This is a genomic window from Sphingomonas parapaucimobilis NBRC 15100 (assembly GCF_000787715.1).
Lineage (GTDB): Bacteria > Pseudomonadota > Alphaproteobacteria > Sphingomonadales > Sphingomonadaceae > Sphingomonas > Sphingomonas parapaucimobilis.
On sequence record NZ_BBPI01000015.1, the window covers coordinates 1 to 26,833 of the forward strand.

Sequence of the window (26,833 nt, forward strand, 5' to 3'; positions counted from 1 at the left end):
CCCGGGGAGGATCAAGAAAAAGGGCGGCCCCGTCGGAGCCGCCCTTTCCCGTATCCGAAACGGACGTCCGCGAAATTACGCGACCGCCGCCTCGTACCGGCGACCGGCCTCGTCCCAGTTCACGACGTCCCACCAGGCATTCAGATAGCCCGGACGGTCGTTCATATAGGTCAGGTAATAGGCGTGTTCCCACACGTCGTTACCCAGGATCGGCGTGCCCTTGTCGGCGACGACGTCCATCAGGGGGTTGTCCTGGTTCGGGGTCGAGGTGACCTTCAGCTTGCCCTCGGCATCCGCGATCACCCAGGCCCAGCCCGAACCGAACTGGCCCGCACCCTTGGTGTTGAACTCGTCCTTCAGCTTGTCGAGACCGCCGAATGCCTCGATTGCTTGCGCCAGCTTGCCCGAGGGCTGGGTGGTGCCGGGCTTGGTCATGATCTTCCAGAAGAAGTCATGGTTCCAGAAGCCGCCGCCATTGTTGCGGACGGCGGCCGGGGCCGACGAGATATTGGCCAGGATGTCCTCGATCGACTTGCCCTGCAGCGACGTGTCGGCGGCAACGGCCTCGTTCAGCTTGTTGGTATAGGCGGCATGATGCTTGTCATGGTGGAAGGTCATCGTCTCCTTGGAGATGACCGGCTCCAGCGCATCATAGTCGTACGGAAGGGGCGGCAGTTCGAAAGCCATGGTGAATGCTCCTTTGGGGTTTGCCTGTGGCAACGCCGGACGCCTCAAATGGCTCCCCGAACGCGGTTACGCAACCGTTCCGATCAGATCATGACGACGAAGCGCATGGCGTAGCTGGTCATAGGACAGGCCCAGCGCCTCGGCCGTGGTCCGCTGGTTGAAGCGATTATCGGCCAGCGCCTTGGTCAGCAGCTCGCGCTCGAACCGGGCGACGCGCGACTTGAAGTCGGACGGCCCGACATCGCAGGCCGCCACTTCGTCGCCGTCGCTCACCGGCTCGGCGGAGGCGGGCGTACTCCCCTGCTCGCTGCGGGCGGCGGCGGGGGACTGGCCCTGCGGACGATAGGGTGAGCGGAACGGGTCGATCTCGATCGCGTCCACCGGCCCTTCGCGGTCCCAGCGATAGACGGCGCGTTCGACCACGTTGCGCAATTCGCGGACATTGCCCGGCCAGCGATGCTCCATCAGCGCATCGGTCGCCGCCGCCCCGAAGCCCATCCAGCTTTCCCAGCCGATCTCGGCCGCCATGCGCCGCCCGAAATGATTGGCCAGCACCATGATATCGCTTTTGCGCGCGCGTAACGGGGGCAGCGTCACCACCTCGAAGCACAACCGGTCGAGCAGGTCGGCACGAAACTGGTGCGCGGCCACCTTGTCGGGCAGATGCTCGTTGGTCGCGGCCACGATGCGAACGTCGACACGCAGGGGCCGTGACGATCCGATCCGCGTCACCTCGCCATACTCCACCGCGCGCAGCAGCCGATCCTGCGCCGCCATCGACAGCGTGCCCAATTCGTCCAGGAACAGCGTGCCGCCATTGGCCTCCTCGAACCGCCCGGCCCGCGCCTTGGTCGCGCCGGTGAAGGCGCCCGCCTCATGCCCGAACAGTTCCGCCTCGATCAGCGTTTCGGGGAGGGCCGCGCAGTTCATGATGACGAGCGGCTGGTCCCAGCGCCCGCTCAGGCGGTGGAGGCGTTCGGCGACCAGTTCCTTGCCGGTCCCGCGCTCGCCGATGACCAGCACCGGACGGTCGAGCGCGGCGGCGCGGCTGGCCCGTTCCAGCGCGTCCAGAAAGGCCCCCGACTGGCCGATGACCTGACTCGTTCGCTCCATTCCCAACAGGTGGCGGATTTTCCCAAGGCTTGGCAAGAGTGCAATCGTTGTTTTGCCGCAACTATTCTACAAGCCGTTGTATTTCCGCATTTTTTGAAACTGGCACGCCTCCTGCAAAGCTTCTGGCATCCCGCCGACGAGCGGATCGAAACAAAAGAATTCAGGGAGTTTCCACCATGTTCGCCACCGACATCACCCGCCAGATCGCCGCCATCGCCTGCACCGTCGTGATGAGCGCCACCTGCCTGATGGGCGCCCTCGCCCCCGCGCATGTCGCTCCTGCACAGACTTTGGTTGCGGCGATCGAGGCACCGACCGCATAATCCCCGAATAGCCGCCATCAAGGAGTATCCGATGGGCATTTTCTCCCGCACCCGCGACATCGTCGCCGCCAATTTCGCCGACCTGCTGGACAAGGCGGAAGACCCCGCGAAGATGATCCGCATGATCATCCTCGAAATGGAGGAAACGCTTGTCGAGGTGCGTGCCTCCGCCGCCCGCACGATCGCCGACCAGAAGGAAATCCGCCGCCACATCATGAAGCTGGACCAGCTTCAGGACAGCTGGACCGAAAAGGCCGAGCTGGCGCTGTCGAAGGACCGCGAGGACCTGGCCAAGGCCGCGCTGATCGAGCGCCAGAAGGCCGCCGACATGGCCGACCAGCTGAAGGCCGAAGTCCAGGTGCTCGACGATGCGCTGCGCGCGTCGGAAGAGGATATCGCCAAGCTGCAGAACAAGCTGCGCGAGGCGCGGACCAAGCAGAATGCGGTCCAGACCCGTCTGGAAAGCGCCAACAACCGCTATCGCCTGCGCGAGATGTGGAACGGGCCGAAGACCCACGACGCGTTCAGCCGCTTCGACATTCTGGAACGCAAGGTGGACGAGGCCGAGGGCCGCGCGGAAGCGCTGGGCCTGGGCGCCAACCCCAAGACGCTCGAGGACGAGATCGCCGAACTGCGCGCCTCCGACCGGGTCGATGCCGAACTCGCCGCGCTCAAGGCGCGCCTGAACAAGGGAGAGTGAGATGGAAGACATCGTCGTCCCCTTCATCGCCATCACGTCCATTTTCATCGGCCTGCCCTGGCTGTTCCTCCACTATATGACCAAGTGGAAGCAGGCGCCGAAGATCACGCATGAGGACGAGCAGTTGCTCGACGAGCTTCACCTGCTCGCACGCCGCCTGGAAGACCGCTTGAACACGGTCGAACGGATCGTCGCCGCCGACAATCCCGACTTCAAGCCCAGCCTGTCGCAGCCCGAATGGCGCCCCGAAGGTCGCCTCGGCCGCACCGACTACAGCCTCGATCGGAGGAACTGACATGACCGCCAGCCGCACCCAATTCTATCTCGACAAGCAGAATGCCAAGTTCAAGGGCGTGTGTTCCGGTATCGCCGACTATACCGGGGTCGACGTCCTGTGGGTCCGCATCGCCGCGGTCCTGCTGACCGTCACCGGGGTCGGCATGCCCTGGGTCCCGCTTGCCTATATGCTGGTCGCCTGGATGGCGATCGCCAAGCCGATTGGCCTCTACCAGTCGGACGACGACGCCAAGTTCTGGCAGGGCGTGCGCAGCAACCCGCGCCGCTCGACCGCCGAGGTCCGTTCGAAGTTCCGCGACATCGACCGTCGCCTCGCCGATATCGAACTGCATTACACCAGCCGCAACCGCCAGCTCGCCGACGAGATCGACAGCCTGCGCTGAGACCGCGCTGACACATCAACTATCCTATGGGAGTATGGATTATGGCATGGGGAGGACCGGGTTTCGTCCTGGCGATCATCGCAATGTCGACGATCGGTTGGGTCGTGACCACCTGGATCCGTGCGAAGCACGGCTACAGCCTGGAAAATGACTGGGGCGGGATGACGCACAAGAGCGACATCGCCGATGGCCGCAAGGTCGAATTGTTGACCGCTGAGAACCAGAAGCTGGTCGGCCAGGTCTCTCGACTGGAAGAGCGTATCGCGGTGCTGGAGCCCATCGCCACCGACCCCGCCGAGCGGACCGCGCGCGAAATCGACGCGCTGCGCGATCGCTGAGCGGTCCCGGCACCGAATATTCGAAACTTTAGAGGGGAGCTATCGCCATGTCCGGATCACAGTTCATGGTCGTCATGATCGTCGCCATCGTGATGATCGCCAACATCGTCAAGGCCAAGCACAAGCAGCGCGGCACCTTCGGCCCGGATATGGTCGAGCATCTGCGCGGCGATAGCGCCCGCGACAGCCAGGCGCTGCGTGGCGAAATCCAGCAGCTGAAGGAGCGCATCCAGGTCCTGGAGCGCGTCATCACCGACGAACGCAAGAGCATCGATCTCGACCGCGAGATCGAGCGGCTGCGCGACCGTTAAGCCACCCATTGATACGGACAGGGAGCCCGGATCATGACCGACACCAATCTCTACATCGTGATCGCGACCGCCGGCCTGGCGGGCCTGGCGATGATCGTCACCGCCGGTCTTGCGGGCTGGCGCGGCTGGCTGCAGCTTAAGAATCGCGAGTTCGAGCGCAGCCACGACATGCCCTACCCCCCCGCCGCCTCGGCCGCGTCGCGGATCGAGATGGCGGACCTGAAGGAGCGCATCCGCAAGCTCGAAGCCATCGCCGCCGGCGTCGACCTGTGAGCCGCTTCGTCACCCTTCGTCGATGGACGACCCGGATCGCCTGTGGCGGCGCGGTCGTCGTCGCCGGGGTGGTCCACGTCCCCGCCGCGCTCGCCTTTCCCTATCGCGCCGATTTCGGGCGGACGACCGTCCTGTCCGAACAGCCGATCGACCGGGCGGCGATGGGGCAGGTGCTCGCGCGTGCCGACGGATTGCTGGCGGCCAGCCCGCTCTACCGGCCGGGACTGTCGCGGCAGGTGGTGCTGACCGATGGTGGCTGGCGCTGGGACATGCTGTCGATCGGGGCGCGGGGATCGATCGCCTTTCGACGCCCCTTTGCCCAAGCGCTGATCTTCAACCGCAGCTCGGTGGCGGCGGACCGGGTGACGAACGGCGCGCCGCTGGGCGGTGTGCGCACCCTGTCGGGCACCATCGCGCATGAGATGACCCACCGGCTGGTCGCCGACCATATCGGCGAATGGGCCGCGCTGCGCCTGCCCGCGTGGAAGCGCGAAGGCTATCCCGATTATGTCGCGCAGGAAACCAGCATTCGGCCGCAGGACGAGGCGCTGATCCGCGAACGCGATCCGAATGCGCGGGTGCTGACCTATTATGAAGGGCGTCGCCGCGTGGCGGCCGAACTGGCGCGCAACGGCGGATCGGTGGACGCGCTGCTGGCGGACTGAACGGTTGTCGTGACGCATCGTTCGCGGTAGCGCGGCGCCATGTCCGATCTTGCCGAAATCCGCGACGAATATGAGTTTCTAGACGCCGACGATCGCTATCGCCTGCTGATCGACCTCGGCCGCGCGCTGGAGCCGATGCCCGAGGCGTTGAAGACCGATGCGACGCTGGTGCGGGGATGTTCGGCGTCGGTCTGGGTCTATCCGACCCAGGGCGACTCGGCGGGCCTGCATTTCCTGGCGGACTCGAACGCAGCGATCACCAAAGGCATCATCGCGCTGGTGCTGAAGACGGTGCAGGACAAGACGCCTGTCGAGATACTGGCGACCGATATCGAGGGCGAACTGGCCCCGTTCGATTTGCGGAATCAGTTGAGCTCGAACCGGACGCAGGGGATTCCCAACATGATTGCGCTGATCCGGGAGACGGCCGGGCGGTATTGATCGGGAGGGCGGTCTCGGTGAGACACCCTGCCCTCCCCCATCCCCTCCCGCCTGCGGGAGGGGAGCGGCCAGAGGCGCGAATGACGCGCTGTCTTCAACTGTGGGAAACCGGGTGAGGCCTGTCGAAATACCGTGACGCCAGCCGCTTGGCACGCCCCTCCCGCAGGCGGGAGGGGATGGGGGAGGGAAATGGATCTCATCGAGACCAGCTCCAGGACGTCACCCCCGCCCCAACCGCGCCGCGATCGCCTCGACATCCTCGTCCGGCGTCACCACCAGCCACTCGCCCGGCCGCCGCCCATCGACCAGCGTCACCGCATTTTTCGGACAGAGGCCCAGGCATTTTGTCTCGACCACGCCGATCGAGGCCTTGCGCCCCTTGCCAAAAATCCGCTTGAGTGCCTTGGCCAGCGAGGTCTTGCCCTTCGGCCCGAACCCGCCGCCGACCTTTTTCGAGCATTTGCCGCAGACCAGGACCGTCGCTTCCCAATCCGCCTTGGCGCGACGGATCATTCGGGCTTCCAGCTGCGCCGTTCCTCGGCGGCGCGAAGCACCTCGTAAGCGGCCTGCACCTGCTGGAACTTGGTCGCCGCTTCCGGATCGTTAGGGCGGATATCGGGATGGTTCGCCTTGGCCAGCCCGCGCCAAGTTGCGCGGATCAGGTCGAACTCGGCATCCGGCTCCAGACCCAGCGCGTCGAGCGCGCGCATCTCGTCGCGCGACCGGCTGCCGTCGCCCGGCCCGGCCCAGGCCTGGTGCTTGGACTGGGCATAGCCTGCGCTGGTCTGCCGCTCCGAGGCTTCGCGCGCAGCGGCTTCCTCGGCGCTAAGCCCCTGAAAATAATCCCAGCCGCGATTATACTCGGCGGCATGGGTCTCGCAGAAATACCAGCGGTCGGGGCTGTTGGGGGACTTGGGGGCCGGGCAATTGCCCGGCTCGTCGCAACCATGCCGGTCGCAGATACGCACCGGCTTGGCCTCGCGCGACGCACCATAGCTGCGCCAGCGGGGAAAGCCCCAGTCATTGGATCGAGTAGAAGAACGCGCCACGCGGGTCGATTTAAGGCACTTGCGCGCCGGTGCAAGCATCGACGCCGCGCTTTGCGGGACATAGCCCTCAAATGCCCGCTGAATCGCTTGACCGCCAATGGTTCCCTCGTTCATGAAATATACGTCATCATATAGTCATGTCCGTACCGGACATATGCGGACGCCCAGTTTTGACAGGAGCCATCGTGGCCCAAAGTCGTTCCTTCCTGGCCACCGCAAGAGCGGACATACCGGCCTCCATCGTGGTGGCGCTGGTCGCCCTGCCCCTCTGCCTCGGTGTCGCGGTCGCGTCCGGCGCACCGCCCTTTGCGGGCATGATCGCCGGGATCGCGGGCGGTCTGGTCGTCGGTTTCCTCTCCAAGTCGCCCTTGTCGGTCGCTGGCCCCGCCGCCGGTCTCACCGTCATCGTGTTCGAGGCGATCGAGCGGCTGCCCAGTTTCCAGGTCTTCCTGCTGGCGGTGATGCTGGCGGGCGTGCTCCAGCTGGCCTTTTCCTTCACCCGTGCGGGCGTGCTGGCGGAATTCGTCCCCTCCTCGGTCATTACCGGGATGCTGGCGGCGATCGGCCTGATCCTGATCCTGAAGCAGATTCCCCACGCCATCGGCTATGACGGCGATTTCGAGGGCAGCTTCGAATATGCCAGCCGCGCGGGCGGCAACACCTTTACCGACCTGTGGACGAGCGTCAGCAACGACATCGCGCCGGGCGCGGTGCTGATCGGCGCGGTGTCCCTCGCCTTCCTGTTCTGGTGGGATCACGCCAAGCCCAAGCAAGGCCCGCTGCGACTGCTGCCCGGACCGCTGGTGGTCGTCGTCATCGGCGTGGTCGGCAACATGATCCTGGGCGCGCTGCGTCCCGACTGGCAGCTGGCGGGCGCGCATCTTGTGCGGGTGCCCGTCGCTGGCAGCGCGTCGCAGTTCCTCGGCCAGTTCCAGCTTCCCGACTTCTCGGCGATCGGCATGGGCGCGGTGTGGACCACCGCGATCACGCTCGCCATCGTCGCCAGCCTGGAATCGCTGCTGAGCGTCAAGGCGGTGGACGAACTCGACCCGCGCCGTCGCACCACCGACAAGAATTGGGAGCTGATGGCGCAGGGCGGCGGCAATATCGTCTCCGGTCTGCTCGGCGGCCTGCCCGTCACCTCGGTCATCGTCCGCTCCTCGGCCAATGTCGATGCCGGGGCGGAGAGCAAGCTGTCGACCATGCTGCACGCCACCTGGCTGCTGATCTCGGTCGCGTTGATCCCGGTCGTGCTGAACCAGATTCCGCTGGCCGCGCTCGCCGCCGTGCTGATCGCCACCGGCTACAAGCTGTGCAAACCCAAGCTGTTCACCGAACGCTACAAACAGGGGTGGAGCCAGTTCATCCCGTTCATCGTCACCATCCTGGCGATCCTGCGCACCGACCTGCTGATCGGTATCCTGGTCGGCTTGGTCGTCGGCTTCGTCTTCGTGGTGGCGCGTAATTTCCGCCCGGCGCTGACCTATGCCTATGACGATGGCGACTGCCTGATCCGGGCACGACGCAACCTGTACTTCATCCACAAATACGAGCTGCAAAAGGCGCTGGCCAAGGTGCCGGACGGTGCGAACCTGCTGATCGACCTGTCCTCGACCTCCTATGTCGACCTGGACAATATCGACATCATCAACGCCTTCATCAAGGGCGCCGCCTTCCGTGGGATCAGCGTGATCGTGCGCGGCGACATCGCCGAGCGGACCGCCCCGCTCATCAATGCCCCATCGACGGGAGTGCGCTACGCATGAGGGAATATAAGCAGCTCCTGCTCGCCAATAAGGCCTGGGCGACCGAACTGCTGGAGGAAAAGACCGACTTCTTCCAGCGGCAGACGGTGGGGCAGAAGCCCGACTTTCTGTGGATCGGCTGTTCCGACAGCCGGGTGACGCCCGAGCAGATGACCATGACTCCGCCGGGCGGCATGTTCCTGCACCGCAACATCGCCAATCTGGTCCATGACGACGACCTCAACCTGCTGTCGGTCGTGCAGTACGCGGTCGATGTGCTGAAGGTCCGTCATGTCATCCTGTGCGGCCATCATGGCTGTGGCGGCGTGCTGGCGACGCTGGAGGGCGGGACGCAGGGGCCGGTCGACCAGTGGCTGGGCAATGCCCGCGACGTGCTGCACCGCCACCGGGACGAGATCGACGCGCAGCCGGATCAGGCGGCACGCGTCAACCGGCTGGTCGAGGTGAACGTGATGGAACAGCTGCGCCACTTGGCCCGGCTCGACACGATCCAGAAGGCGTTCGCCGAGAAGCGCGAGCTATGGCTGCACGGCTGGGTCTATGACATTCGCGACGGGCATATCAAAACCCTGCTCGAGGTCGACGCGAACACCGATCTCGACAGCCTCGCCCGGCCCGACAAGGTTTTGATGTAGGGGTGAGTGGAACTTTTTTACCCCCTCCCCTTCGGGGGAGGGGCCGGGGTGGGGCGCTTCGGCAAGCATAAAGCCTGTGGGGAGGCCCCACCCCAACCCCTCCCCTGAAGGGGAGGGGCTCTATTGGGATTGTGTCTACGCCATCCCGCTGTTTTCGAGAGGATTGGGGGAGGAACACCGGTTCCGATCCCCCTTAACAAGTCGATCACTTCGGCAGCTGGAACCGGATTCCGTTCACGCTGGCGCCGCATCCGACGCCGCCATCGGGGCGGTAGGTCTTTTCGTAGCGCATGGACGTGAAGGCCTTTTCCGCCGCCTGCGAAAAGATGAAGGGCGGATAGCTGACCAGCGTGCGGGCGTTGGCGACCCGGCCATCGGCGCTGATATCGAACTGGTTGCGCACCCAGCCCTCAAAGCCCCAGCGCTGCGCCTCCTGCGGGAAGGCGCTGCTGCCGGGATAGGTCACGACCTTGGGCGTGGCATCCAGTGTCGCGCATTGCGAGGCCGCCAGCCCGCTCTTCTCGAAGGTCTGGCGCGCCAGGGCCAGATCGCCCTGCCGCTTGGCCGCCGAGGCCAGCCGGATCAGCGCCCCGACGCGCAACGGATCGCGCGGCTCCAGTCCCTTGTCGTCGGCGACCTGCTGCAGATAGGGGCCGGCATATTTCTCGCCGGTTCGATCCGCGATCCACAGGCGCAGTGCGGCGCGCGCCTGTGGATCGTCGGCAAAGGGCTTTTGCGCCAGCATCGGACTCATGACGGCGGCATAGCGCCCCGCCCCGCGCCAGTCGCGGTTGCGCCCTTCCTGGGCCGGAATCGCAAAGACCAGTTGCGCCATGGCGGGCATGTCCGATGCCGCCGCCAGCGGCTGGGCCTTCGCGATCAGGGCGGCGCGATCGTCACTGCCCAGCGTCGGATTTTCGAGCATCTGCGCGGCGGCGGCGAGGATCGCAGGCGTCTGCCCCTTGGCCTCGGCCGCGGCGAGCGCGGCGCGCTGGCGGGTCAGCGCATCGGCACCGGCCGAACCCGTCCTGGCGGATGCCGCCACCCCCTTCTTCTCCAGCCATTCGGCAAAGCTGGCATTGATCGCCTCACCGATCGAGGGACGGCTATAGGCGGTCGAACAGCGCATCTCCAACCGGACATTGTACCGGAAGAAGGGCGGCAATTCCTTGAGTTCCTCGGGCGACCAGACCCATTCCCGGACCGCGCGGCCAAAGGCCAGTCCCTTCGCCCCGCCGCCGGAGGAATAAATAGGTTCGACGCCGAAGACCGTCCCGTCGTCGCCGACGCTGAACTGAATCACGGCGACGTCTTCCGGCTTCAGATCGGCCTCGCCGCCGCATTCGGGCGGGGCCATCATGCTGGCGGCGCTGAAGCTGCCCTTGGTCGAACGGCCCGCGCCCGTATAGGCCATATATTCGCGTGCGCTGTCCTCGTGATGGGTCAGCAGCGCGGCGATGGCCGCATCCGAGCGGGCGGCGACGTCGCGAAGATCGACCTTGTTCAGCGTCATTCCGCCGAGCAGCGTCACCACCTTGGGCGCCATCCGGTTGGCGTCGTCCAGCCGCCCGGTATTCAACGCCAGACGCATGCGCGCCTGCTCCAGCGCCGCCTGGTCCCCCTTGCTCAGCGTCAGCTTCTGCGCCAGCGCGTCCGCCTGGGCCAGTGAGGCCTGGGCCTCGCCCGGATCGGTGAAGGTCTGGGTCCGCACGGTCGCCAGCAGCGCGGCCATCCGCCCGATATCGTCGGGGGACTCCGCCGCCGCCTTGCGATATTCTGCGGTGGCATCGGCATAGTCGAGCGACGCCGTCGCAATGCCGCCCAGCTTCATATGCGCGGCAAACCGGTCCTCGGCCAGCGACGGGTCTTGGGCGGGCAGCACGGCCAGGCCTGCGCGAATCGCCGCCGCGGCATCGTCGATCTGACCCAGACGAAACTGCGCGCCGCCCTTGCGGACCATCGCGATCGCCCAGGTCCGGCTGCCCGGCTTTACCTGTGCGATGATGCGGTTCCACGCGGCCAGCGCCGCCGCCGGGTCCTGGCCCGCGTCCAGCGCGGTCGCGGCGTCATATTTCTGCTGCATGGTCTGGGCCGGAGCCGCCTGCTGCGCCATCGCCGCCGCACCTGTCGCGACGATCAGTCCCGCCAACGTCACGCGTACGAAATTTCTATTGGTTTTCACGTCCCCGCACCCTCCCAAGCCGAGTTTGGCGGAACGCTGCCCGAATTTGCGCAGGAAAGCCAGAGGGCCTGTAAGCCGGGTTCTGTCCACCGGCCAAAGCCGGATGGGCGACCATTCTTCTAGGACGATGCTTGCACATCGCCTCAAGCAACCAACCCGGATAGCGGGCGGGAACGCGCCCCGACGCTTGCGCGCCATGCCATCCCTATTCGGTCTTGCTCCCGGTGGGGTTTGCCATGCCGTTTCCGTTACCGGACCCGCGGTGCGCTTTTACCGCACCCTTTCACCCTGACCTGGCCGAAGCCGTGGCCGTCTGCTCTCTGTGGCACTGTCCCTGGGGTCGCCCCCGCCGGGCGTTACCCGGCACCGTTATTCCGTGGAGCCCGGACTTTCCTCGCCCCCGGTTACCCGAGGCCGCGGCCGCCCGGCCCTCTGACTGCTTGCGGCTGTAGCGGGAATGGGGCGGAGGGCAAGGGGTTTGTGGTTGGGGTATCGCGTGGCCTTCGACTTCGCTCAGGCGGAGCGGAAGTTCGTATCAAGCCCTAGCAGCCGTTCAGGCTGAGCGAAGTCGAAGCCCACGCCCCTCCCCCCTCAGTCATCCCCCTGCGGACGCGGCAGCAGCAACGCCAGCAGGATCATCCGGCACTCCGCATCGATCTCGCCATCGATCAGCTCGGGGCGGAAGCGCCGCTGGAACGCCATGATCGCCGCCATCCGGTCGGTCACGTCATAGCCGAACCGCTCCAGCGCCAGGCAGAAGCCCGCCTCGGTCCACATCGGGTCCATCAGGTTCCTGGTCGGGCGCGGCAGGGCGAGGCGCCGCCGGGCCAGCGCGCCCCAGGGGAACAGCTCGCCCGGATCGCGCTTGCGGGCGGGCGCGATGTCGGAATGGCCGACGATGTTGCCTCGCGTGATGCCGTGGCGTTTCTGGATATCGGCGACCAGCTCCATCACCGCCGCGATCTGTTCGTCGGGGAACGGGCGATAACCCCAGTCATGACCGGGATTGACGATCTCGATCCCGATGCTCGCCGAGTTCACATCCTCGATCGAGCGCCAGTGCGATCGTCCCGCATGCCACGCCCGCTCCGCCTCGTCGACCATGCGCAGCACGGTGCCGTCCTCGGCGACGAGATAATGGCATGACACCTTGGCCTCCGGATCGCGCAGTCGGGCAATGGCCGACTCCGCGTCCTGCATCCCCGTATAGTGCAATACGATCATCGTGATGGGCAGGCTACGCGCGTCGAAATTGGGTGACGGCGTGTCGACGATCGTCATGCAACCTCCTGAACGACCCCGGTTCGTCCGCCCCTGTTAGCGGGAAGCCTGGCGCAAGGATATGGCTTCATGCACCGATCGGCGGATCGGCCACGTCGCTTTTCTCGTAAACGCCGCGCCCGACCGAGGCGAGCTGGAACAGGTCCGTCTGCCCGATCACCGTCTCGCCCGCGCCCAGGACCAGCAGGCCGGTCGGCCGCATCGCCGACGCGATGGTGCGAAAGGCGCGCTTCTTCGGCTCGGCCGCGAAATACAGCATGACGTTGCGGCACAGCACCAGGTCGAACGATCCGCCGGGCGCCGGATCGACGGTCAGGTTCATATGGCGGAAGGAAATGTGGCGCAGCAGTTCGGGCCGGGCCACCCATTCACTGTTGGGCCGCCCGTCGAACCAGCGAACCATCTGGCGGATGGGCAGGCCGCGCTGTACCTCGAACTGGGTGTAGCAGCCGCTTCGGGCGCGGGCGATGGCGGCTTCGGACACGTCGGACGCGATGATCTCGGGCATCGGCGTGCCATGTACCTGTTGCCGCTCGGCGAACATCATCGCCAGCGACAGGGGTTCCTGGCCGGTCGAGCAGCCCGCGCTCCAGATGCGGGCGCGGCGCCCTTCGCGTTCCACCTCGGCAACCGTTTCGACGATATGGTCGAACACATGCGGGTCACGGAAGAACGAGGTTTCGCCATTGACCAGCGCGTCGATGACGCGGCCCGCCAGCTGCGGATCGCGCCCGTCGAGAAGGGCATAGACCAGCTGGTCCAGAGTCTCCATCCGACGCTCGCGCATCAGCGGCAACAGCACCGTGTCGACACGGGTCGAACGATGGCTGGCGATCTGCTGGCCGGTCCGCGCCTCCAACAGCGCGCTGAGGACGGCGAGCGACTGACCCGACAAGGGGGACTGCGCCGGCGCCATGCTCCCGGGGCGGACGCGGGGCGCGGGCGTCCAGCTAGAGGCCAGGACCATCAGCAGGCCCCTCCCGCCGCGATCCCACCCGCCATCATCGCGCCGATCGCGTCGGGGGTCATCACCAGGTCGGCCAGACCGTCGGTGACGACCGCGCCCGGCATGCCCCAGACGACGGCGCTCTCCCGATCCTGCGCAATGATAGTCCCCCCTGCGGCCTTCAACATCCTGGCTCCCTCCAGTCCGTCACGCCCCATGCCCGTCAACACGATACCCCAGGCCCGCTCGCCCCATAGCTCGGCCATCGAGGCGAACATCGGATCGACCGAAGGCAGGCAGCCGCTGCGCGCGCGCTCATGCTTCAGCCGGATCGCCGCGCTGCCATCGGTCAGCCGGACGAAGGTGACATGGGCATCGCCGGGGGCGACGACGATCTCGCCGGGCCGGACGCGCATCCGGTCGTGCGCCATGACGCATGGGCGGCGCACGACGGCAGCCAGCTGGGTTGCGAAAAAGGGTATGAAGGTCGCGGGCAGATGCTGCGTCACCACGATCGGGACCGTCATCGTCGCCGGAATGGGCGCCAGCAGCTTGGCCAGTGCGTGGATGCCACCGGTCGAGGCCCCGATGCCGATGATATCCGGCAGCGCCCGTTGGACAGCGGCGGCTCGCATCCTGTTCACCGGCGCAGGGGCGGCCTGGGCGGGGCGGTCCGTCGAGTGGGCCAGCCCGTCGAGCTTCTGCAACAGGATGTCGCCGAACTCGGCCAGTCCCTGCGGCCGGGGCTTGTCGAGCGTGTCCGCCGCGCCGTGCGCCAGCGCCTGCACCGCCGCCGCGCCCCCCGCCGGGGTGGAAGCCGAGACGATGATGATACGGGCGCCCCGCCCCGCCGCGATCAGCCGGGGAAGCGCGGTGATACCGTCGACCCCGGGCATCTCGACGTCGAGCAGGATGATATCGGCCGCCTGGTCATTCAGGAAGGCAAGTGCCGCCTCGACATGGGTGACGGCGCCGACCACGCGGAACCGCTCATGCGGTTCGATCTGGCGTGCGATCAGCGCCCGCGCGACCGCCGAATCGTCGACGATCAAGACCCGCGTGGCCTCGAACTGCCCATGGACGGACAATGCGGCCTGAAGGGCGGTCGAGGGGCTCGGGCTCATGGCGCGGCGGTCCGGGTGGCAGGTCCCGCCGGATCAGATCATGCCGACGAGCTGGAGCTTGCTTTCCAGCGTGTCGCGGTCGAACGGCTTCATGATATATTCGTCGGCCCCGGCGTCGATCGCCGCGCGGATATGGGCCATGCCGTTTTCAGTGGTGCAGAAGACGATCCGCGGCCGCCGCGCCAGATTGGCGTCGCGCAGCGCGCGCAGGAAATCCATGCCGCTCATCACCGGCATGTTCCAGTCGAGCAGGATGACGTCGGGGATCTCTTCCAGACACGCTTCCAGCGCCTCGCGACCGTCCCCCGCCTCCCGGACCTGCAGGTCGAGCGTTTCCAATATGTGGCGCGCGACCTTGCGGATCACCTTGGAGTCATCAACGACGAGACAGGTTTTCATGCGGCATGCCCTATTCCCGCCGGAGGTCCCGGCAGGATCTGACGTCCGAAATAGCTGCGATAGGTAACGGCCGGGTTAATTGGTCAGGCAACCAGCGCCGCCGGCTGCGGCACGAGCTTGGCCAGATCGAGCACCAGCAGGGGCTCGCCATCGCGGAAGACCATGCCGTTGGCGGCGCGCGACCAGCGGCCGTCCTTCGGTGCAACGTGCGGCATCGGGCGCATGTCGAACGTCTCGATATCCTCCAGCGCGTCGACCAGCATGGCGTAGTAATGCCCGTCCTGCCGGGTGATGACGGCGCGGCGGACATGCGAGGCGGTCGGCTCCAGCCCCAGCGCACGGCGGGTGTCGACGACGGTGATGACCCGGCTGCGCAGTGCGGTCAGCCCGCGCACCGATGGCTCGGCGCGCGGCACCGCCACCACCTCGCCGATATCGACGACCGAATCGACCTGGTCGGCGTCGAAGACCACGCCCTGCCCGGCGATACAGGCGATCAGGAACAACGCCATCAGCGCCCTCCCCGGCGTGCATGGCCCGCCAGCGCCGCGATCAGGGCGGAGCGGTCGTAACGATAGATGCTGTCGGGATCCGCCACCCCCTCCCGGTCGCGGCGCAGGCGCACCACGGGGGCGTCCGACGGCGCGGCGGCGACGGCATCCTCCTCCATCATCAGGCGGACGGACGGCGCCTCCCCGCCATCGGCGCTGAGCGTGCAGCGATAGCCATGCGCCTCCAGCACGGGCCGCAGGAACCGGTCCATCCACGCCGCACCCGCGCCGTCGAGCAGACAGAGCGGTGCGACCGGACCGGTATCCACGACGCCGGAGTCGAGGAAGAAGGCCAGCGGATCGAGAATTTCCAGCGCCCGGCCTTCCCATACGGCAATGCCCAGCACCGGGCCGCCGGTGGCGGGCGCGATCTCGGCGGGCAGGTGGATGATCTCCAGCGCGCCGCCGATCGCATAGGCGCATTCGGTCTCGCCATCGGTCAGGCGCAGCAGCTCGACCTCGCCATGCGCCAGCGCTTCGTCGAGTGCGGCCGGATCGACATGATGAAGCGGCATGGTCGCCCCATCGACGATCAGGCGCGTTCGGCCGCCGGAGCGGTGGACGGCCTCGGCGGTCGCCTTCTCGACGCGGTCGATCGCGCCCAGCGGGATGGCGCGGCGCGCGCCGTCCAGATCGTCGAACAACAGCGCGGGGTTGGCGGTTTCCTGCGCGGCGGTTTCGTCGGCGGCGATGATATTCCGTTGGAAACGAAGCCCCGCCGCCTGTGCCAGCCCCCCGCTGTCGAGCAGCAGCATCGGCAGGCCGCTGTCCGGCAGGGTCTGCCCGGCATAGAGGCCGGAGCCCATCACCGCCGGTGCGGCGGGCTTGACCACCACTTCCTCTGTATCAAGCACGTCGTCGACGCCCAAGGCATAATCCCCGTCGCGCGTGGACACGATCACCAGTGTCGACGGATCGCCCTGCCCGATCCCCAGGAAGGACCCAAGCGACAGCATCGGCAGGCGGCGGCCCCGCACCGTCGCGACCCGGATGTCGCCGACCGGGTCGACGCGCACCTGTTCGCCGCGCACCTTGACGATCTCCTCGATCGCCTGGCGGGCGATGGCGAAACGCTGGTCGGCGACCGCGACGATCAGGGTCGACATGATCGACAGGGTCAGCGGAATGCGGATGGTGATGGTCAGGCCCCGGCCAGGCCGGTTGTCCAGCGCGATGCGGCCGCCGACATGCTCGATATTGGCGCGCACCACGTCCATGCCGACGCCGCGCCCCGACACCGCCGATACCGTGTCGCGGCTCGACAAGCCCGGCTCGAACACCAGCTTCAGCTTTTCGGCGGGGCTCATGCCCGCGACCTCGGCGGCGGAGCGGACGTCGTTCTCGATCGCCTTGGCCGCGATGCGCGCGACATCGATGCCCGCGCCGTCATCCTCGATCTCGATCAGGATCTGGTTGCCCGACTGACGCGCGGTGACGCCGATCTGGCCGGTCGGCGGCTTGCCCAGGCTGCGCCGCCGGGCGGGTGGTTCGATGCCGTGGTCGATCGCGTTGCGGATGATATGGACCAGCGGGTCGCGCATCATCTCGATCATCTCGCGGTCGAGGTCCACGTCCGATCCCTCGATACGCAGGGTGACCGCCTTGCCCAGTTCGGCCGCCGTGTCGCGAACCATCCGGGGCAGCGCGGAGAACAGCCCGTCGATCTTCTGCATCCGCGTCCGCGTCACGGTATCGCGCATATCGGCAACCGTCAGCGACAGCTGGTCCAGCGCGGCTTCGACACGCGGGTCCAGCACGTCGTCGCGCAGCCGCCGGGCCAGTTCGTTGCGGGCCAGCACCATGTCGGACATGCCGCTCATCATCCGGTCGAGCAGATCGACGTTCAGCCGGATGCTCCGCGGCGCGGCACGCGGGGCGACGGCGACGCGGGCCGCCGGGGCGGGCACGACCACCTCTTCCACCCGGGTCAGCGCGGCGATCAGCGCGTCGTCATCCGAGTCATCGAGCGCGATGTCCGCGGCAATCCCCTCGACCACCGCGCCGATCCGGTCGACGATGGCCAGCACCGCATCGACGAGCGCCGTGTCGGGCATCCGCTTGCCGTCGCGTGCATCGGCCAGCACATCCTCGGCGGCATGGCTCAGCCTGGCGAGGCGCGGCAGGTCCAGAAAGCCGCAGCTTCCCTTGACGGTGTGGACGAAGCGGAAAATCGCATCCAGCCGCGCACGGTCGCCGGGCGCGGCCTCCCACGCGACGATCTCGCTAGACAAAGCCTCCAGCGTTTCGCGTGTCTCGGCAATGAATTCCTGCAGCAGGTCGTCCATAAGTCCCCGAGGGCGCGTCCTTTCGCCACCCTCTTGCCGCCACAAGATTAAAAGGGTGTTTACCCCGCCCGGATCGCCGCGCCCAGGATCATGGTGTTGGGCATGGGCTCCGTCACCAGCGTCATGCCGCCCAGTTCGGTGGTCAGGGTATGGATCAGGAAGGCGGGCGCGGTGCGCGACGCCAGCGGCTCGGTGCCCTGCCCCTCCATCAGGGTGCGGCGGATTTCGGGATCGAGCAGGATGCGCGGCCCCTCGATCCGGATCGCGATCTCGATCGCCTCCCGGCCTGCCTCGGCGCCGATGTCGATCGTGCCGCCGCGCGCCAGCGCCTCGGTCGCGATCAGCGCCAGGTTCATCAGGATGCGCACCGCGGGCTTGGGCAGCGCTGGCGATTCGACCAGCCAGCCCAGCGTGGTCCGGCGATTGTCGACCAGCAGCCCCTCGATCGCGGCTTTCGCCTCGCCCATGTCGACCCGGTCGGCAAAGCCGCCGCCCGCGCCGAACGCCAGGCGAAAGAATTTCAGTTTGTTGGCCGAGGCGCGCGCGCTGTCCGCCAGCAATTCCATGCACCGCTCACGCATCGCCGGATCGGTTTCATCGGCCAGCAGCTCCAGCCCGTTATTGAGCGCCCCCACCGGCGACAGGAGATCGTGGCACAATCGCGAACACAACAGGCTCGCGAAATCCACCGGGCTGATGGTCATGAAAAATCCCTCGACAAACTAGCCCTTTCTGACGCGGGCGTGCGTTCTGTGCAAGCAAGGGCAAGCGGATCGAAGCGCCCATGGCGCTCACCCGCCGCCACCGCGCGCCAGGCGGTGACCGCTCCGCCCCCGGCGATCAGCCAGATGCTGCCGTCCGGGGCGGCGTCGGCGGCGTCGCGGGGGGAGGGCTCGGCCAGCCCCGTAGGATGCGAATGATAATGGCCGATCACCGCCGGGCCACCGCCCCGCGCGGCCCGGTGCGCGGCGATCAGCGCGGCGGGATCGATCTCGAAACGACGGCCCGGTTCGGGTGACACATTGTCGCAGGGGACCGCTCGTGCCACGTGATCGCCCTCCCCCAGCAACAACCCGCACACCTCATAATCGGGTGAAGCGGCCGCGCTTTTGCAAATCAGGTCCAGCGCATCGCTTGAAATCGTTACGGTCATGCCCAATTTATTAGGCTATGGACCGGGGGGTTTCCATCATCGATGCGCGGATCGCGCCCACAGCGGACGGCTGGCGGTTGGACCGCGCGCTGGCCGATGCGGTGCCGACTCTGTCGCGCGAACGGCTGAAGGTCCTCATCAACAGCGGCGCGGTGACACGCGACGGTGTGATGGCCCGCGACCCCGCCAAGCGGGCGGCGGGCGGCGACCTGTTCCAGGTTGCGGTGCCCGCGCCCCTGCCCGCGCATAACGAGCCGCAGGATATCCCGCTCGTCATCGCCTATGAGGACGAACATCTGATCGTCCTCGACAAGCCCGCCGGGCTGGTCGTGCATCCGGCGGCGGGCAATTTCGACGGCACTTTGGTCAACGCCCTGCTCCATCATTGCGGCGGGTCTCTATCGGGCATCGGCGGCGTCGCGCGGCCGGGCATCGTCCACCGGATCGACAAGGACACGTCGGGCCTGATGGTCGCGGCCAAGACCGACCGCACGCATGAGGGGCTGGCCAAGCAATTCGCCGCGCACTCGATCGACCGCCGCTACCGCGCGATCACCGGCGGCATTCCCCGTCCCGCCGACGGCACGGTCGACGCGCCGCTCGCGCGCAGTCCGCAGAACCGCAAGAAGGTGGCGATCGTCCAGGGCGGCAAGCGCGCCGTCACCCATTACCGCACCATCGAAAAGCTGAACAACGCCGCTTTGGTCGAATGCCGCCTGGAAACGGGCCGAACGCACCAAGTGCGGGTCCATATGCAATCGCTGGGTCACGCCTTGCTGGGCGATCCCGTCTATGGTAGAACAAAGGGTGCTCAAAAAGCCCTGCTCGATGAACTCGAATTCCGGCGCCAAGCCCTGCACGCGGCGCATCTGGGCTTTATTCATCCCATAAGCGGCCACGCTTTGGCGTTTGAGAGCCCGATGCCGCCCGACATGCAGGAACTGTTCAGTCGGCTTCACGTATAGCAGAAGACCGCCTCGCGCCGACGACGGGGCGAAACGGAATGACGCTCCAGAAAGGGAGATAAGGATCATGGCAAAAGGCAGCAACGTCCCGGCGACGATTCCTGCACTGGGCGGGGAGCAGTCGCTCAACCGCTATCTGGCCGAGATCAAGAAATTCCCGATCCTTGCCCCGGAGCAGGAATATATGCTCGCCAAGCGCTTTCAGGAGCATGGCGACCCGGAGGCGGCGGCGCAGCTCGTCACCTCGCACCTGCGTCTCGTGGCGAAGATCGCGATGGGTTATCGCGGCTATGGCCTGCCCACCTCCGAGCTGATCTCGGAGGGCAATATCGGCCTGATGCAGGGCGTGAAGAAGTTCGAGCCCGATCGCGGCTTCCGCCTGGCGACCTATGCGATGTGGTGGATCCGCGCCTCGATCCAGGAATATATCCTGCGCTCGTGGAGCCTCGTTAAGATGGGCACCACCGCCGCGCAGAAGAAGCTGTTCTTCAACCTGCGCCGGATGAAGTCGAAGCTCGACGCGTTCGAGGACGGCGACCTGCGGCCCGAGGACGTGACCAAGATCGCCACCGATCTGGGCGTCAACGAGGACGAGGTCATCAGCATGAACCGCCGCATGGCGATGGGGGGCGACACCTCGCTCAACGTCTCGATGCGCGAGGATGGCGAGGGGCAGTGGCAGGACTGGCTGGCCGATGACGCGCCGCTGCAGGACTCGGTCGTCGCCGAGCAGCAGGAGGCGGATGTCCGCCACGACATGCTGGTCAGCGCGATGGACGACCTGAACGACCGCGAAAAGCACATCCTGACCGAGCGTCGCCTGACCGACGATCCCAAGACGCTGGAGGAACTGAGCCAGGTCTATGGCGTCAGCCGCGAGCGCGTCCGCCAGATCGAGGTGCGCGCGTTCGAAAAGCTGCAAAAGGCGATGATGCGCATCGCCGGTGAAAAGCGGCTGCTGGCGGCGGCCTGAGCATGACCGGCCGCACCGTCGTCATCGGCGGCGGCGCGGCCGGGATCGCGGCGGCGCGGACGCTGCACGATGCAGGGCGCGAAGTCCTGCTGATAGAGGCGGCGGATCGACTGGGTGGACGCGCACGGAGCGTCCGTCTGCCGACCGGCCATGTCGTCGACCATGGCTGTGGCTGGCTCCATTCCGCCAAGCGCAACCCCTGGACCCGCATTGCCGAGCAAGCGGGCTTCACCGTCGATCGCCGCCGTCCCAATTGGGACGGCCAATGGCGCGATCTCGGCTCTCCACCGAAGGAGCAACAAGCCGCCGACGCCGCCTTCGCCGTGTTCGAAACGGCGGCACTGGCCGCGGTTGACGGCCCCGACCGGCCGCTCTCCGATTTCGTGGAAGCAAACAATCGCTGGCGACCGATGATCGAGGCGGTTTCCGGCTATGTAAACGGTGCAGCGCTCGACCAGGTGTCGCTGCATGACTGGGCCGCTTACGAACAGGCCGCGACCGACGACAATTGGGCCGTGGTCGAGGGTTATGGCACGGTGATCATGAGCCATGCCGCCGGACTGGTCGTGCGCACCGGCATAACGGCGAACCGGATCGATCATCGCGGGGGCGCCCTTCGCATCGACACCTCGGACGGCACGATCGAGTGCGACCATGTTGTCATCGCCGTGCCTACGAGTGTGTTGGCGGCGGGCAAGCTGGTCTTCGATCCCCCGCTCGCCGCCAAAACGGATGCTGCCGCCGCACTACCGCTCGGCATCGCCGACAAGGTCTTCCTTTCGGTCGAAGGCCCCCTGCCCTGGCCCGCCCATCAGCATCTGACCGGTAACCCGCACGACAGCTGCACCGCCAGCCACCGCCTCTCCCCCTTTGGCTGGCCCATCGTCGAGAGCTTCTTCGGCGGCCCCTGCGCGGGGGCGCTCGAGGAAGACGGCGCGGCGGCAGCCTTCGCAATCGAAGAACTGGTGGCGTTGCTGGGCAGCGACTGGCGACGACGCTTCACGCCGCTCGACGCGACGCGCTGGCGGCATGTGCCGCTGATCGGCGGCAGCTACAGCCACGCCAGGGTCGGCCATGCCGGGGCACGCCGGATATTGGCCGAGCCGGTCGACGGCCGTATCTTCTTCGCGGGCGAGGCCTGCTCGCGTGAGGATTTCTCGACCGCGCATGGAGCTTATGCAACAGGTGTGGCGGCAGCCATAAGTTCGCAGCACACCGACGTATAATTTATCACCAAAACACTTCAAATTATTGAATTGACTTTGAACTTGCCAGTTCGACCGGGAGGCAAATGGCGAAATACTACGAAAAATTGAGTAGCATAACCGATTTAAGTACTAAATCCGGCTCAAATATAGAAATTGAAGGAAAATTCTTTGAGCTATCGGCAAAAATAATAAATAAGTGCTCTTATTTCCAAAAAATAATGCAAGATATACTGTATGATACTCATGGAGAAGAAGTTTATCGTGCAGCACAGAAATTAAAAGACCTGTCCTCCCCTAACAAAAAGTTTGAATTTTTGAATTCTGACAATAACATCGTGAAAGACCAAGAAATATCGGTTATATTTCGATATACTAAAGCTCAGTTTATAGAATTATACGATCTTCGCAATTGCCTTGCCCATGAAATATGGCATTCAAGCCAGCAGCTTCCGAATCAACTCCTACTGTCAAGGCTAGACGAAGAGGCAAAAATCATATTTGCACGCCGGAAATTAGAATATGTAGAGAGCAATAAAACAATCGACACTTACCATTCGATTATAAGATACATTGAAAATTTCAAGGTTGTATCTATTTCCAACCTTCATCAGGCACATCATGACATAGAGCTATGCAACTGGTGCTTACTACAGATATCATTCTTCTTGCGAGAAACGGATCCTCAAAAAGCGCTAAGCCTAAAAGAAGGGTTTTTCATATTTGGCGGCGTTTCCCATCTCTTCCCAGGCAGAGCCAGACCCAAAGAAACAATGTCATGGGAATCGAAGACGAAAAAGTCGAGAGAAGGATAAGGCAAACAAAATTCAAACAAAGATAGCCATATAGTCGAAGTGCGAAACCCTGACATTGGCCAGGGTTCCCCCACAACCTCTCTCCTATCTCACCGGATCGGCGAATTCGGGTCCAGCCGCATGTCCAGATAGCGGTCCACCGATCCCATCAGCTCGGGCATTTCATGCTCGAAGAAGTGGTTGGCCTTGGGGATTGTGTCGTGATGGATGGTGATGTGCTTCTGGGTGCGCAGCTTGTCGACCAGCTTCTGGGTCGCCGCCGGGGTGGCGACCTCGTCGGCCTCGCCCTGGATGATGATGCCCGAGGAGGGGCACGGCGCCAGGAAGGTGAAGTCGTACATATTGGCGGGCGGCGCGACCGAGATGAAGCCGCGGATTTCCGGGCGGCGCATCAGCAGCTGCATCCCGATCCACGCGCCGAAGCTGACACCCGCGATCCAGGTGGTCGAGGCTTCGGGGTGGAAGCTCTGCACCCAGTCAAGCGCCGAGGCCGCGTCGGACAGTTCGCCGATGCCGTTGTCGAACACGCCCTGGCTCTTGCCCACGCCGCGGAAGTTAAAGCGCAGCGTGGCGAAACCGCGCCGCTGGAAGGTCTTGTAGAGTTCCTGCACGATGCGGTTGTTCATCGTGCCGCCCGCATTCGGATGCGGGTGCAGGATCATGGCGACGGGCGCGCGCGGACGCGGAGCGGGAGCGAAACGGCCTTCGAGGCGGCCTTCGGGGCCGGGAAAAATGACTTCGGGCATCAAAACTCGCCGATCTGGATCGCGCTGGTGGAGCGCCGGGAACCTTGCGCTATATAGGCGGCAAGCCCCTTTTCGCAATTGTTCGATCATTCCAGCGAGGGAACGAATCCTGTCCCGTCTTTACCTCGATCATGCCGCCACCACCCCGATGACCGATGCGGCGCGTGCCGCACTGGCGCAGGGTTGCGCGATATGGGCCAACCCCTCCTCCCCCCATGCCGAAGGGCGCGCCGCCCGGCGCGCGCTGGAGGATGCGCGTGCCGCCATCGCCCGGTCGCTGGGCTGGAGACACGAGATATTGTTCACCAGCGGGGCGAGCGAATCCCTGTCCATCGCGCTCGGCCGGTCGATGGCCGGGCGGCACTTCGTCGGGGCCATCGACCATGACGCGGTGCTGCGCGCCGCCCCCGATGCGATCGTCATGCCGGTCGGGCCGGACGGCGTGCTGCGCCTGCCCGACCTAGACGGCCCGCGCGCGGTGGTCACCGTGCAATGGGCGAACAGCGAAACCGGCGTGCGCCAGCCCATTGGCGAACTGGCGGAGGCAATCCACGCGGCCGGACATATCCTGCTGGTCGATGCCGCGCAGATGCCCGCCGGAGCCGACCCGGAGGTGATCGCCCATGCCGACCTGGTCGCATTGTCGGCACACAAGCGCGGTGGTCCGCCGGGGATCGGCGCGCTGCTGGTCCGTGACCTCGCACTGCTGGCACCGACCGGCGGGCAGGAGCGCGGCTATCGCCCCGGCACCGAGAATATGCCGGGCGCGCTGGCTTATGCCGCCGCGCTGGCCGAACCGGAACCCGACCATGCCGAGCTTCGCGCCCATCTGGACGATGCGATCCGCCGCTCGGGCGGAATCGTCGTCGCCGATGACAGCCGCCGCCATCCGGCCATCGCCAGCTATCACATGCCCGGCAAGCCATCGGCGGCGCAGCTGATCCAGTTCGACCTCGCACGGATTTCGGTCTCGGCGGGCAGCGCCTGCGCCAGCGGCAGCCTGAAGCCCAGCCATGTGCTGGCCGCGCTTGGCTGGTCGGTTGAGGCGGGGCGCGAGGTGGTTCGGGTCAGCTTCGGCCGCCGCACGACGCGTGAGGATGTCGACCGCTTCGTCACCGCCTGGCGCGCCATCGCGCGGGGGAAGCGGGTGGAAGCGGCATGATCTATCTCGACTATCAGGCGACGACCCCGCTCGCACCCGAGGCGCTGAAGGCGATGCTCCCCTGGCTGGAGCAGGGCCATGCCAACCCCCATTCCCCTCACCGCGCCGGGCGACAGGCGCGTGCCGCCGTCGAGGTCGCGCGCGATCAGGTGGCGGCGCTCCTCCCCTCCGGCGGACGAGTGGTCTTCACCAGCGGCGCCACCGAGGCACTGAACTGGGCGATCAAGGGCGCGGGCGGCGGGATCGTCACCACCGCGATCGAACATGCCGCCGTGCTCGACACCGCTGCCGCGACGGGGCGGCCGCTGACCGTGATGCCGGTCGATGGCGGAGGCCTGGTGTCCGTGGGCGGCGATCGCGTTGACGGAAATCAGGGCGAGCCCCTCCCCTTCAGGGGAGGGGTTGGGGTGGGGCCTCACCACAGACCGCACGTCGGTGGAAACGCCCCACCCCCTGCCCAGTGGCAGGTGAACGATGCCCCGCATCGTTTAGGTCATGCCGGGGGCATGACCGACCTGCCACTCCTGAAGGGGAGGGGTGACCATGTCGAAGCAGCGGGGCTGATCGCCGCGATGCTGGTCAACAACGAGATCGGCACCGTGCAGCCGGTCGCCGCGCTGGCCGAACAGGCCCATGGCGCGGGTGCCCTGATGCTATGCGACGCCGTACAGGGCTATGGCCGGATCGCCATTCCCGATACGGTCGATCTGGTCGCCATTTCGGCCCACAAGATCCACGGACCCAAGGGCGTGGGTGCGCTGTGGATTCGTGACGGCATCACCCTGCCCCCGCTGCTCCATGGCGGCGATCAGGAAGGCGGGCGTTCGGGCACGCTCAGTCCCGCCCTGTGCGCGGGGTTCGGCGCGGCGGCGCGGTTGATGGCTTTGCGGGCCGAAGAGGACAGCGCGCATGTCGAGCGGCTCTGGTCGCTCGCGGTGGAACAGCTGGGCGGCGCCTGGACGATCAACGGCTCGACCGAACATCGCTATCACGGCAATCTCAACGTCCGTCGCGACGGGCTGGACGTCGCGCGGCTGATGTCCGACTGTCGCGACATCGCCTTCTCGGCCGGGAGCGCCTGCGCCAGCGGATCGGGGCGGCCCAGCCATGTCCTGACCGCGCTCGGACTGAGCGACCGCGAGGCGAAAGCCTCGATCCGCATCGGCTTCGGCCGCTACACCACCGAGGCCGAGCTGATCCAGGCGATCGACCGGATCAACAGCGCAGCCAGGGCACAGGGCCGATGATCGCGCTGACCTTCCAGGCGCGCGACGGCAAGACGACCGATGCCGAGGCCCAGCCGGGCGAAACCCTGCTCCGCGTCGGGCAACGCGCCGGCCAACCCATGGAGGGGACATGCGGCGGGCAGATGGCGTGCGCGACTTGTCATGTCCTGATCGACCCGCAATATCTCGACTATCTTCCCGCCCCGTCGGCGGAGGAAGAAGACATGCTCGATCTCGTTCCCGACGCGACCCGTTCCAGCCGCCTCGCCTGCCAGATCATCATGACCGAGCACCTGCGCGACATGCTCGTCCGTCTTCCCTGAACCGTTGATAACAAAGGGGTTCAGGGATCGATCATCGGCGATTCGCCATTCTTCTCCCATGCTCGCCGACAGGCGGGATTACCGGGAGTAAAGCGTTATGAAACTTCTTGCTGTCTTGGGTGCCGGTCTGATCGCCGTATCGGGTGTCGCTGCGGCCGCCCCTGCCGAAGCCGCTCCGCATGATCGCTGGGGCCGGGGTCCGGGCTGGGATCGCGGGCCGGGCTGGCACCACCGTGGCCCGGGCTGGGATCGTGGTCCCGGCTGGCATCGCGGCGGCCCCCGTTGGGATCGCGGCCCCGGCTGGCGCGGTCCACGCGGCCCACGTTACGCCTATGGCTATGGCCGACCGCGCGTGACCTGCCGCTGGGTGCGCACCTGGAACGGACCGCAGCGTCAGTGCTTCAACACCTATCGTTGAGCTAGGCCGGATCGACATTCAGTCTCCCCTAAATTCCTCCCCTGCAAGGGGAGGGGGACCATGCGCAGCATGGTGGAGGGGTATCACCGCTTGCGATA

General features: G+C 66.0%; 33 protein-coding genes and 1 other RNA gene. 19 read left to right on the forward strand and 15 right to left on the reverse strand.

Translation table 11 applies throughout. The features are described 5' to 3' along the window. Positions 1-75: 75 nt before the first annotated feature. Together SP5_RS02670 and pspF are read right to left on the reverse strand one after the other, a co-directional pair. Positions 76-687, reverse strand: a complete 612-nt coding sequence (locus SP5_RS02670) for a superoxide dismutase (RefSeq protein ID WP_042483723.1) — start codon at positions 685-687, stop codon at positions 76-78. Between the two features lie 66 nt (positions 688-753). Continuing rightward, positions 754-1,800: a phage shock protein operon transcriptional activator gene (gene pspF / locus SP5_RS02675; protein ID WP_042483725.1), complete on the reverse strand. Its 1,047-nt coding sequence runs from the start codon at positions 1,798-1,800 to the stop codon at positions 754-756. A 176-nt stretch (positions 1,801-1,976) separates the two neighbouring features. On the opposite strand from pspF, the gene SP5_RS19430 reads away from it, so the two are divergent. Genes SP5_RS19430 through SP5_RS02715 form a run of 9 tightly spaced genes read left to right on the forward strand, consistent with a single transcriptional unit; the run spans position 1,977 to position 5,531 of the window. After that, positions 1,977-2,123, forward strand: a complete 147-nt coding sequence (locus SP5_RS19430) for a hypothetical protein (protein ID WP_167334669.1) — start codon at positions 1,977-1,979, stop codon at positions 2,121-2,123. Positions 2,124-2,154: 31 nt separating this feature from the next. Next, positions 2,155-2,823 carry a phage shock protein PspA gene (gene pspA, locus SP5_RS02680; RefSeq protein WP_042483728.1) on the forward strand — a complete coding sequence of 223 codons (669 nt, stop codon included), beginning with the start codon at positions 2,155-2,157 and terminating at the stop codon, positions 2,821-2,823. A gap of 1 nt (position 2,824) precedes the next feature. Continuing rightward, positions 2,825-3,118 (forward strand): envelope stress response membrane protein PspB, encoded by a 294-nt coding sequence (pspB, locus tag SP5_RS02685; RefSeq protein WP_042483731.1) that lies wholly within the window; start codon positions 2,825-2,827, stop codon positions 3,116-3,118. A 1-nt stretch (position 3,119) separates the two neighbouring features. Further along, complete coding sequence (pspC, locus tag SP5_RS02690; protein ID WP_042483734.1) at positions 3,120-3,503, forward strand: envelope stress response membrane protein PspC; 384 nt, start codon at positions 3,120-3,122, stop codon at positions 3,501-3,503. 41 nt (positions 3,504-3,544) lie between these two features. After that, positions 3,545-3,841, forward strand: coding sequence for a hypothetical protein (locus SP5_RS02695; RefSeq protein ID WP_042483736.1), 297 nt, complete (start codon positions 3,545-3,547; stop codon positions 3,839-3,841). Between the two features lie 47 nt (positions 3,842-3,888). Continuing rightward, positions 3,889-4,152 (forward strand): hypothetical protein, encoded by a 264-nt coding sequence (locus SP5_RS02700; RefSeq protein WP_042483739.1) that lies wholly within the window; start codon positions 3,889-3,891, stop codon positions 4,150-4,152. Between the two features lie 33 nt (positions 4,153-4,185). After that, positions 4,186-4,425, forward strand: coding sequence for a hypothetical protein (locus tag SP5_RS02705; RefSeq protein WP_042483743.1), 240 nt, complete (start codon positions 4,186-4,188; stop codon positions 4,423-4,425). Further along, a complete protein-coding gene (locus SP5_RS02710) occupies positions 4,422-5,090 on the forward strand; it encodes a hypothetical protein (RefSeq protein WP_042483746.1) in 669 nt (222 codons plus the stop codon). The genes SP5_RS02705 and SP5_RS02710 overlap by 4 nt, the downstream gene beginning before the upstream one ends. 39 nt (positions 5,091-5,129) lie before the next feature. After that, positions 5,130-5,531 carry a SufE family protein gene (locus SP5_RS02715; RefSeq protein ID WP_042483749.1) on the forward strand — a complete coding sequence of 134 codons (402 nt, stop codon included), beginning with the start codon at positions 5,130-5,132 and terminating at the stop codon, positions 5,529-5,531. 219 nt (positions 5,532-5,750) lie between these two features. Here SP5_RS02715 and SP5_RS02720 read toward each other — a convergent pair whose 3' ends face one another. Next, a complete protein-coding gene (locus tag SP5_RS02720) occupies positions 5,751-6,044 on the reverse strand; it encodes a hypothetical protein (protein ID WP_042483752.1) in 294 nt (97 codons plus the stop codon). Continuing rightward, positions 6,041-6,580, reverse strand: coding sequence for a J domain-containing protein (locus SP5_RS02725; protein WP_042483800.1), 540 nt, complete (start codon positions 6,578-6,580; stop codon positions 6,041-6,043). The genes SP5_RS02720 and SP5_RS02725 overlap by 4 nt, the downstream gene beginning before the upstream one ends. Before the next feature lie 185 nt (positions 6,581-6,765). Between SP5_RS02725 and SP5_RS02730 the strand changes: the two genes are divergently transcribed. Both SP5_RS02730 and SP5_RS02735 read left to right on the forward strand, forming a co-directional pair. After that, a complete protein-coding gene (locus SP5_RS02730) occupies positions 6,766-8,346 on the forward strand; it encodes a SulP family inorganic anion transporter (protein WP_084220539.1) in 1,581 nt (526 codons plus the stop codon). Beyond that, entirely contained in the window at positions 8,343-8,981 is a 639-nt protein-coding gene (locus SP5_RS02735; RefSeq protein ID WP_042483758.1) for a carbonic anhydrase, read from the forward strand. Before SP5_RS02730 ends, SP5_RS02735 begins: the two co-directional genes overlap by 4 nt. 205 nt (positions 8,982-9,186) lie before the next feature. Here the strand turns inward: SP5_RS02735 and SP5_RS02740 are convergent, their stop codons facing one another. From SP5_RS02740 to SP5_RS02780, 10 genes are all read right to left on the reverse strand, one after another. Then, the gene (locus SP5_RS02740) at positions 9,187-11,163 is read right to left on the reverse strand and encodes an energy transducer TonB (protein ID WP_157013555.1); all 1,977 of its coding nucleotides are present in this window, start codon (positions 11,161-11,163) and stop codon (positions 9,187-9,189) included. A 55-nt stretch (positions 11,164-11,218) separates the two neighbouring features. Next, positions 11,219-11,599, reverse strand: an RNA gene (gene rnpB, locus SP5_RS18395) — RNase P RNA component class A. A 155-nt stretch (positions 11,600-11,754) separates the two neighbouring features. Continuing rightward, complete coding sequence (locus SP5_RS02745) at positions 11,755-12,444, reverse strand: N-acetylmuramoyl-L-alanine amidase (RefSeq protein ID WP_042483762.1); 690 nt, start codon at positions 12,442-12,444, stop codon at positions 11,755-11,757. Positions 12,445-12,511: 67 nt separating this feature from the next. Beyond that, positions 12,512-13,360, reverse strand: a complete 849-nt coding sequence (locus SP5_RS02750) for a CheR family methyltransferase (RefSeq protein ID WP_042483803.1) — start codon at positions 13,358-13,360, stop codon at positions 12,512-12,514. A gap of 50 nt (positions 13,361-13,410) precedes the next feature. Further along, positions 13,411-14,514 (reverse strand): chemotaxis-specific protein-glutamate methyltransferase CheB, encoded by a 1,104-nt coding sequence (gene cheB, locus SP5_RS02755; protein WP_084220541.1) that lies wholly within the window; start codon positions 14,512-14,514, stop codon positions 13,411-13,413. A 33-nt stretch (positions 14,515-14,547) separates the two neighbouring features. Next, positions 14,548-14,913, reverse strand: coding sequence for a response regulator (locus SP5_RS02760; RefSeq protein ID WP_042483765.1), 366 nt, complete (start codon positions 14,911-14,913; stop codon positions 14,548-14,550). A gap of 83 nt (positions 14,914-14,996) precedes the next feature. Beyond that, the gene (locus tag SP5_RS02765) at positions 14,997-15,425 is read right to left on the reverse strand and encodes a chemotaxis protein CheW (RefSeq protein WP_042483767.1); all 429 of its coding nucleotides are present in this window, start codon (positions 15,423-15,425) and stop codon (positions 14,997-14,999) included. Then, positions 15,425-17,749, reverse strand: a complete 2,325-nt coding sequence (locus SP5_RS02770) for a chemotaxis protein CheA (RefSeq protein ID WP_042483770.1) — start codon at positions 17,747-17,749, stop codon at positions 15,425-15,427. Before SP5_RS02770 ends, SP5_RS02765 begins: the two co-directional genes overlap by 1 nt. Before the next feature lie 59 nt (positions 17,750-17,808). Further along, positions 17,809-18,453, reverse strand: coding sequence for a histidine phosphotransferase family protein (locus tag SP5_RS02775; RefSeq protein WP_042483773.1), 645 nt, complete (start codon positions 18,451-18,453; stop codon positions 17,809-17,811). Continuing rightward, on the reverse strand, positions 18,450-18,902 hold the full coding sequence (locus tag SP5_RS02780) for a M67 family metallopeptidase (RefSeq protein ID WP_042483776.1): 453 nt from the start codon (positions 18,900-18,902) through the stop codon (positions 18,450-18,452). Before SP5_RS02780 ends, SP5_RS02775 begins: the two co-directional genes overlap by 4 nt. 17 nt (positions 18,903-18,919) lie before the next feature. On the opposite strand from SP5_RS02780, the gene SP5_RS02785 reads away from it, so the two are divergent. The 4 genes from SP5_RS02785 to SP5_RS18970 all read left to right on the forward strand — a co-directional run bounded on the left by SP5_RS02785 (position 18,920) and on the right by SP5_RS18970 (position 22,860). Further along, positions 18,920-19,867, forward strand: a complete 948-nt coding sequence (locus SP5_RS02785; protein ID WP_042483779.1) for an RluA family pseudouridine synthase — start codon at positions 18,920-18,922, stop codon at positions 19,865-19,867. A gap of 67 nt (positions 19,868-19,934) precedes the next feature. Further along, a complete protein-coding gene (gene rpoH, locus SP5_RS02790) occupies positions 19,935-20,840 on the forward strand; it encodes an RNA polymerase sigma factor RpoH (protein WP_007404166.1) in 906 nt (301 codons plus the stop codon). Between the two features lie 2 nt (positions 20,841-20,842). Then, the gene (locus SP5_RS02795; protein WP_042483783.1) at positions 20,843-22,066 is read left to right on the forward strand and encodes a flavin monoamine oxidase family protein; all 1,224 of its coding nucleotides are present in this window, start codon (positions 20,843-20,845) and stop codon (positions 22,064-22,066) included. Between the two features lie 65 nt (positions 22,067-22,131). Continuing rightward, positions 22,132-22,860 (forward strand): hypothetical protein, encoded by a 729-nt coding sequence (locus tag SP5_RS18970; RefSeq protein WP_157013556.1) that lies wholly within the window; start codon positions 22,132-22,134, stop codon positions 22,858-22,860. An 89-nt stretch (positions 22,861-22,949) separates the two neighbouring features. On the opposite strand, the gene SP5_RS02800 is transcribed toward SP5_RS18970, so the two are convergent. After that, complete coding sequence (locus SP5_RS02800; RefSeq protein WP_042483786.1) at positions 22,950-23,606, reverse strand: alpha/beta hydrolase; 657 nt, start codon at positions 23,604-23,606, stop codon at positions 22,950-22,952. Between the two features lie 106 nt (positions 23,607-23,712). Here SP5_RS02800 and SP5_RS02805 point away from each other — a divergent pair, with 106 nt between their 5' ends. The 4 genes from SP5_RS02805 (at position 23,713) to SP5_RS02820 (ending at position 26,735) form a co-directional block, all read left to right on the forward strand. Then, positions 23,713-24,768, forward strand: coding sequence for a cysteine desulfurase family protein (locus SP5_RS02805; protein WP_084220542.1), 1,056 nt, complete (start codon positions 23,713-23,715; stop codon positions 24,766-24,768). Beyond that, positions 24,765-26,015 (forward strand): cysteine desulfurase family protein, encoded by a 1,251-nt coding sequence (locus SP5_RS19715; RefSeq protein WP_042483792.1) that lies wholly within the window; start codon positions 24,765-24,767, stop codon positions 26,013-26,015. The genes SP5_RS02805 and SP5_RS19715 overlap by 4 nt, the downstream gene beginning before the upstream one ends. After that, on the forward strand, positions 26,012-26,317 hold the full coding sequence (locus SP5_RS02815) for a 2Fe-2S iron-sulfur cluster-binding protein (protein WP_042483794.1): 306 nt from the start codon (positions 26,012-26,014) through the stop codon (positions 26,315-26,317). Before SP5_RS19715 ends, SP5_RS02815 begins: the two co-directional genes overlap by 4 nt. A 97-nt stretch (positions 26,318-26,414) precedes the next feature. Continuing rightward, positions 26,415-26,735, forward strand: coding sequence for a hypothetical protein (locus SP5_RS02820; protein WP_157013557.1), 321 nt, complete (start codon positions 26,415-26,417; stop codon positions 26,733-26,735). Positions 26,736-26,833: the final 98 nt, after the last annotated feature.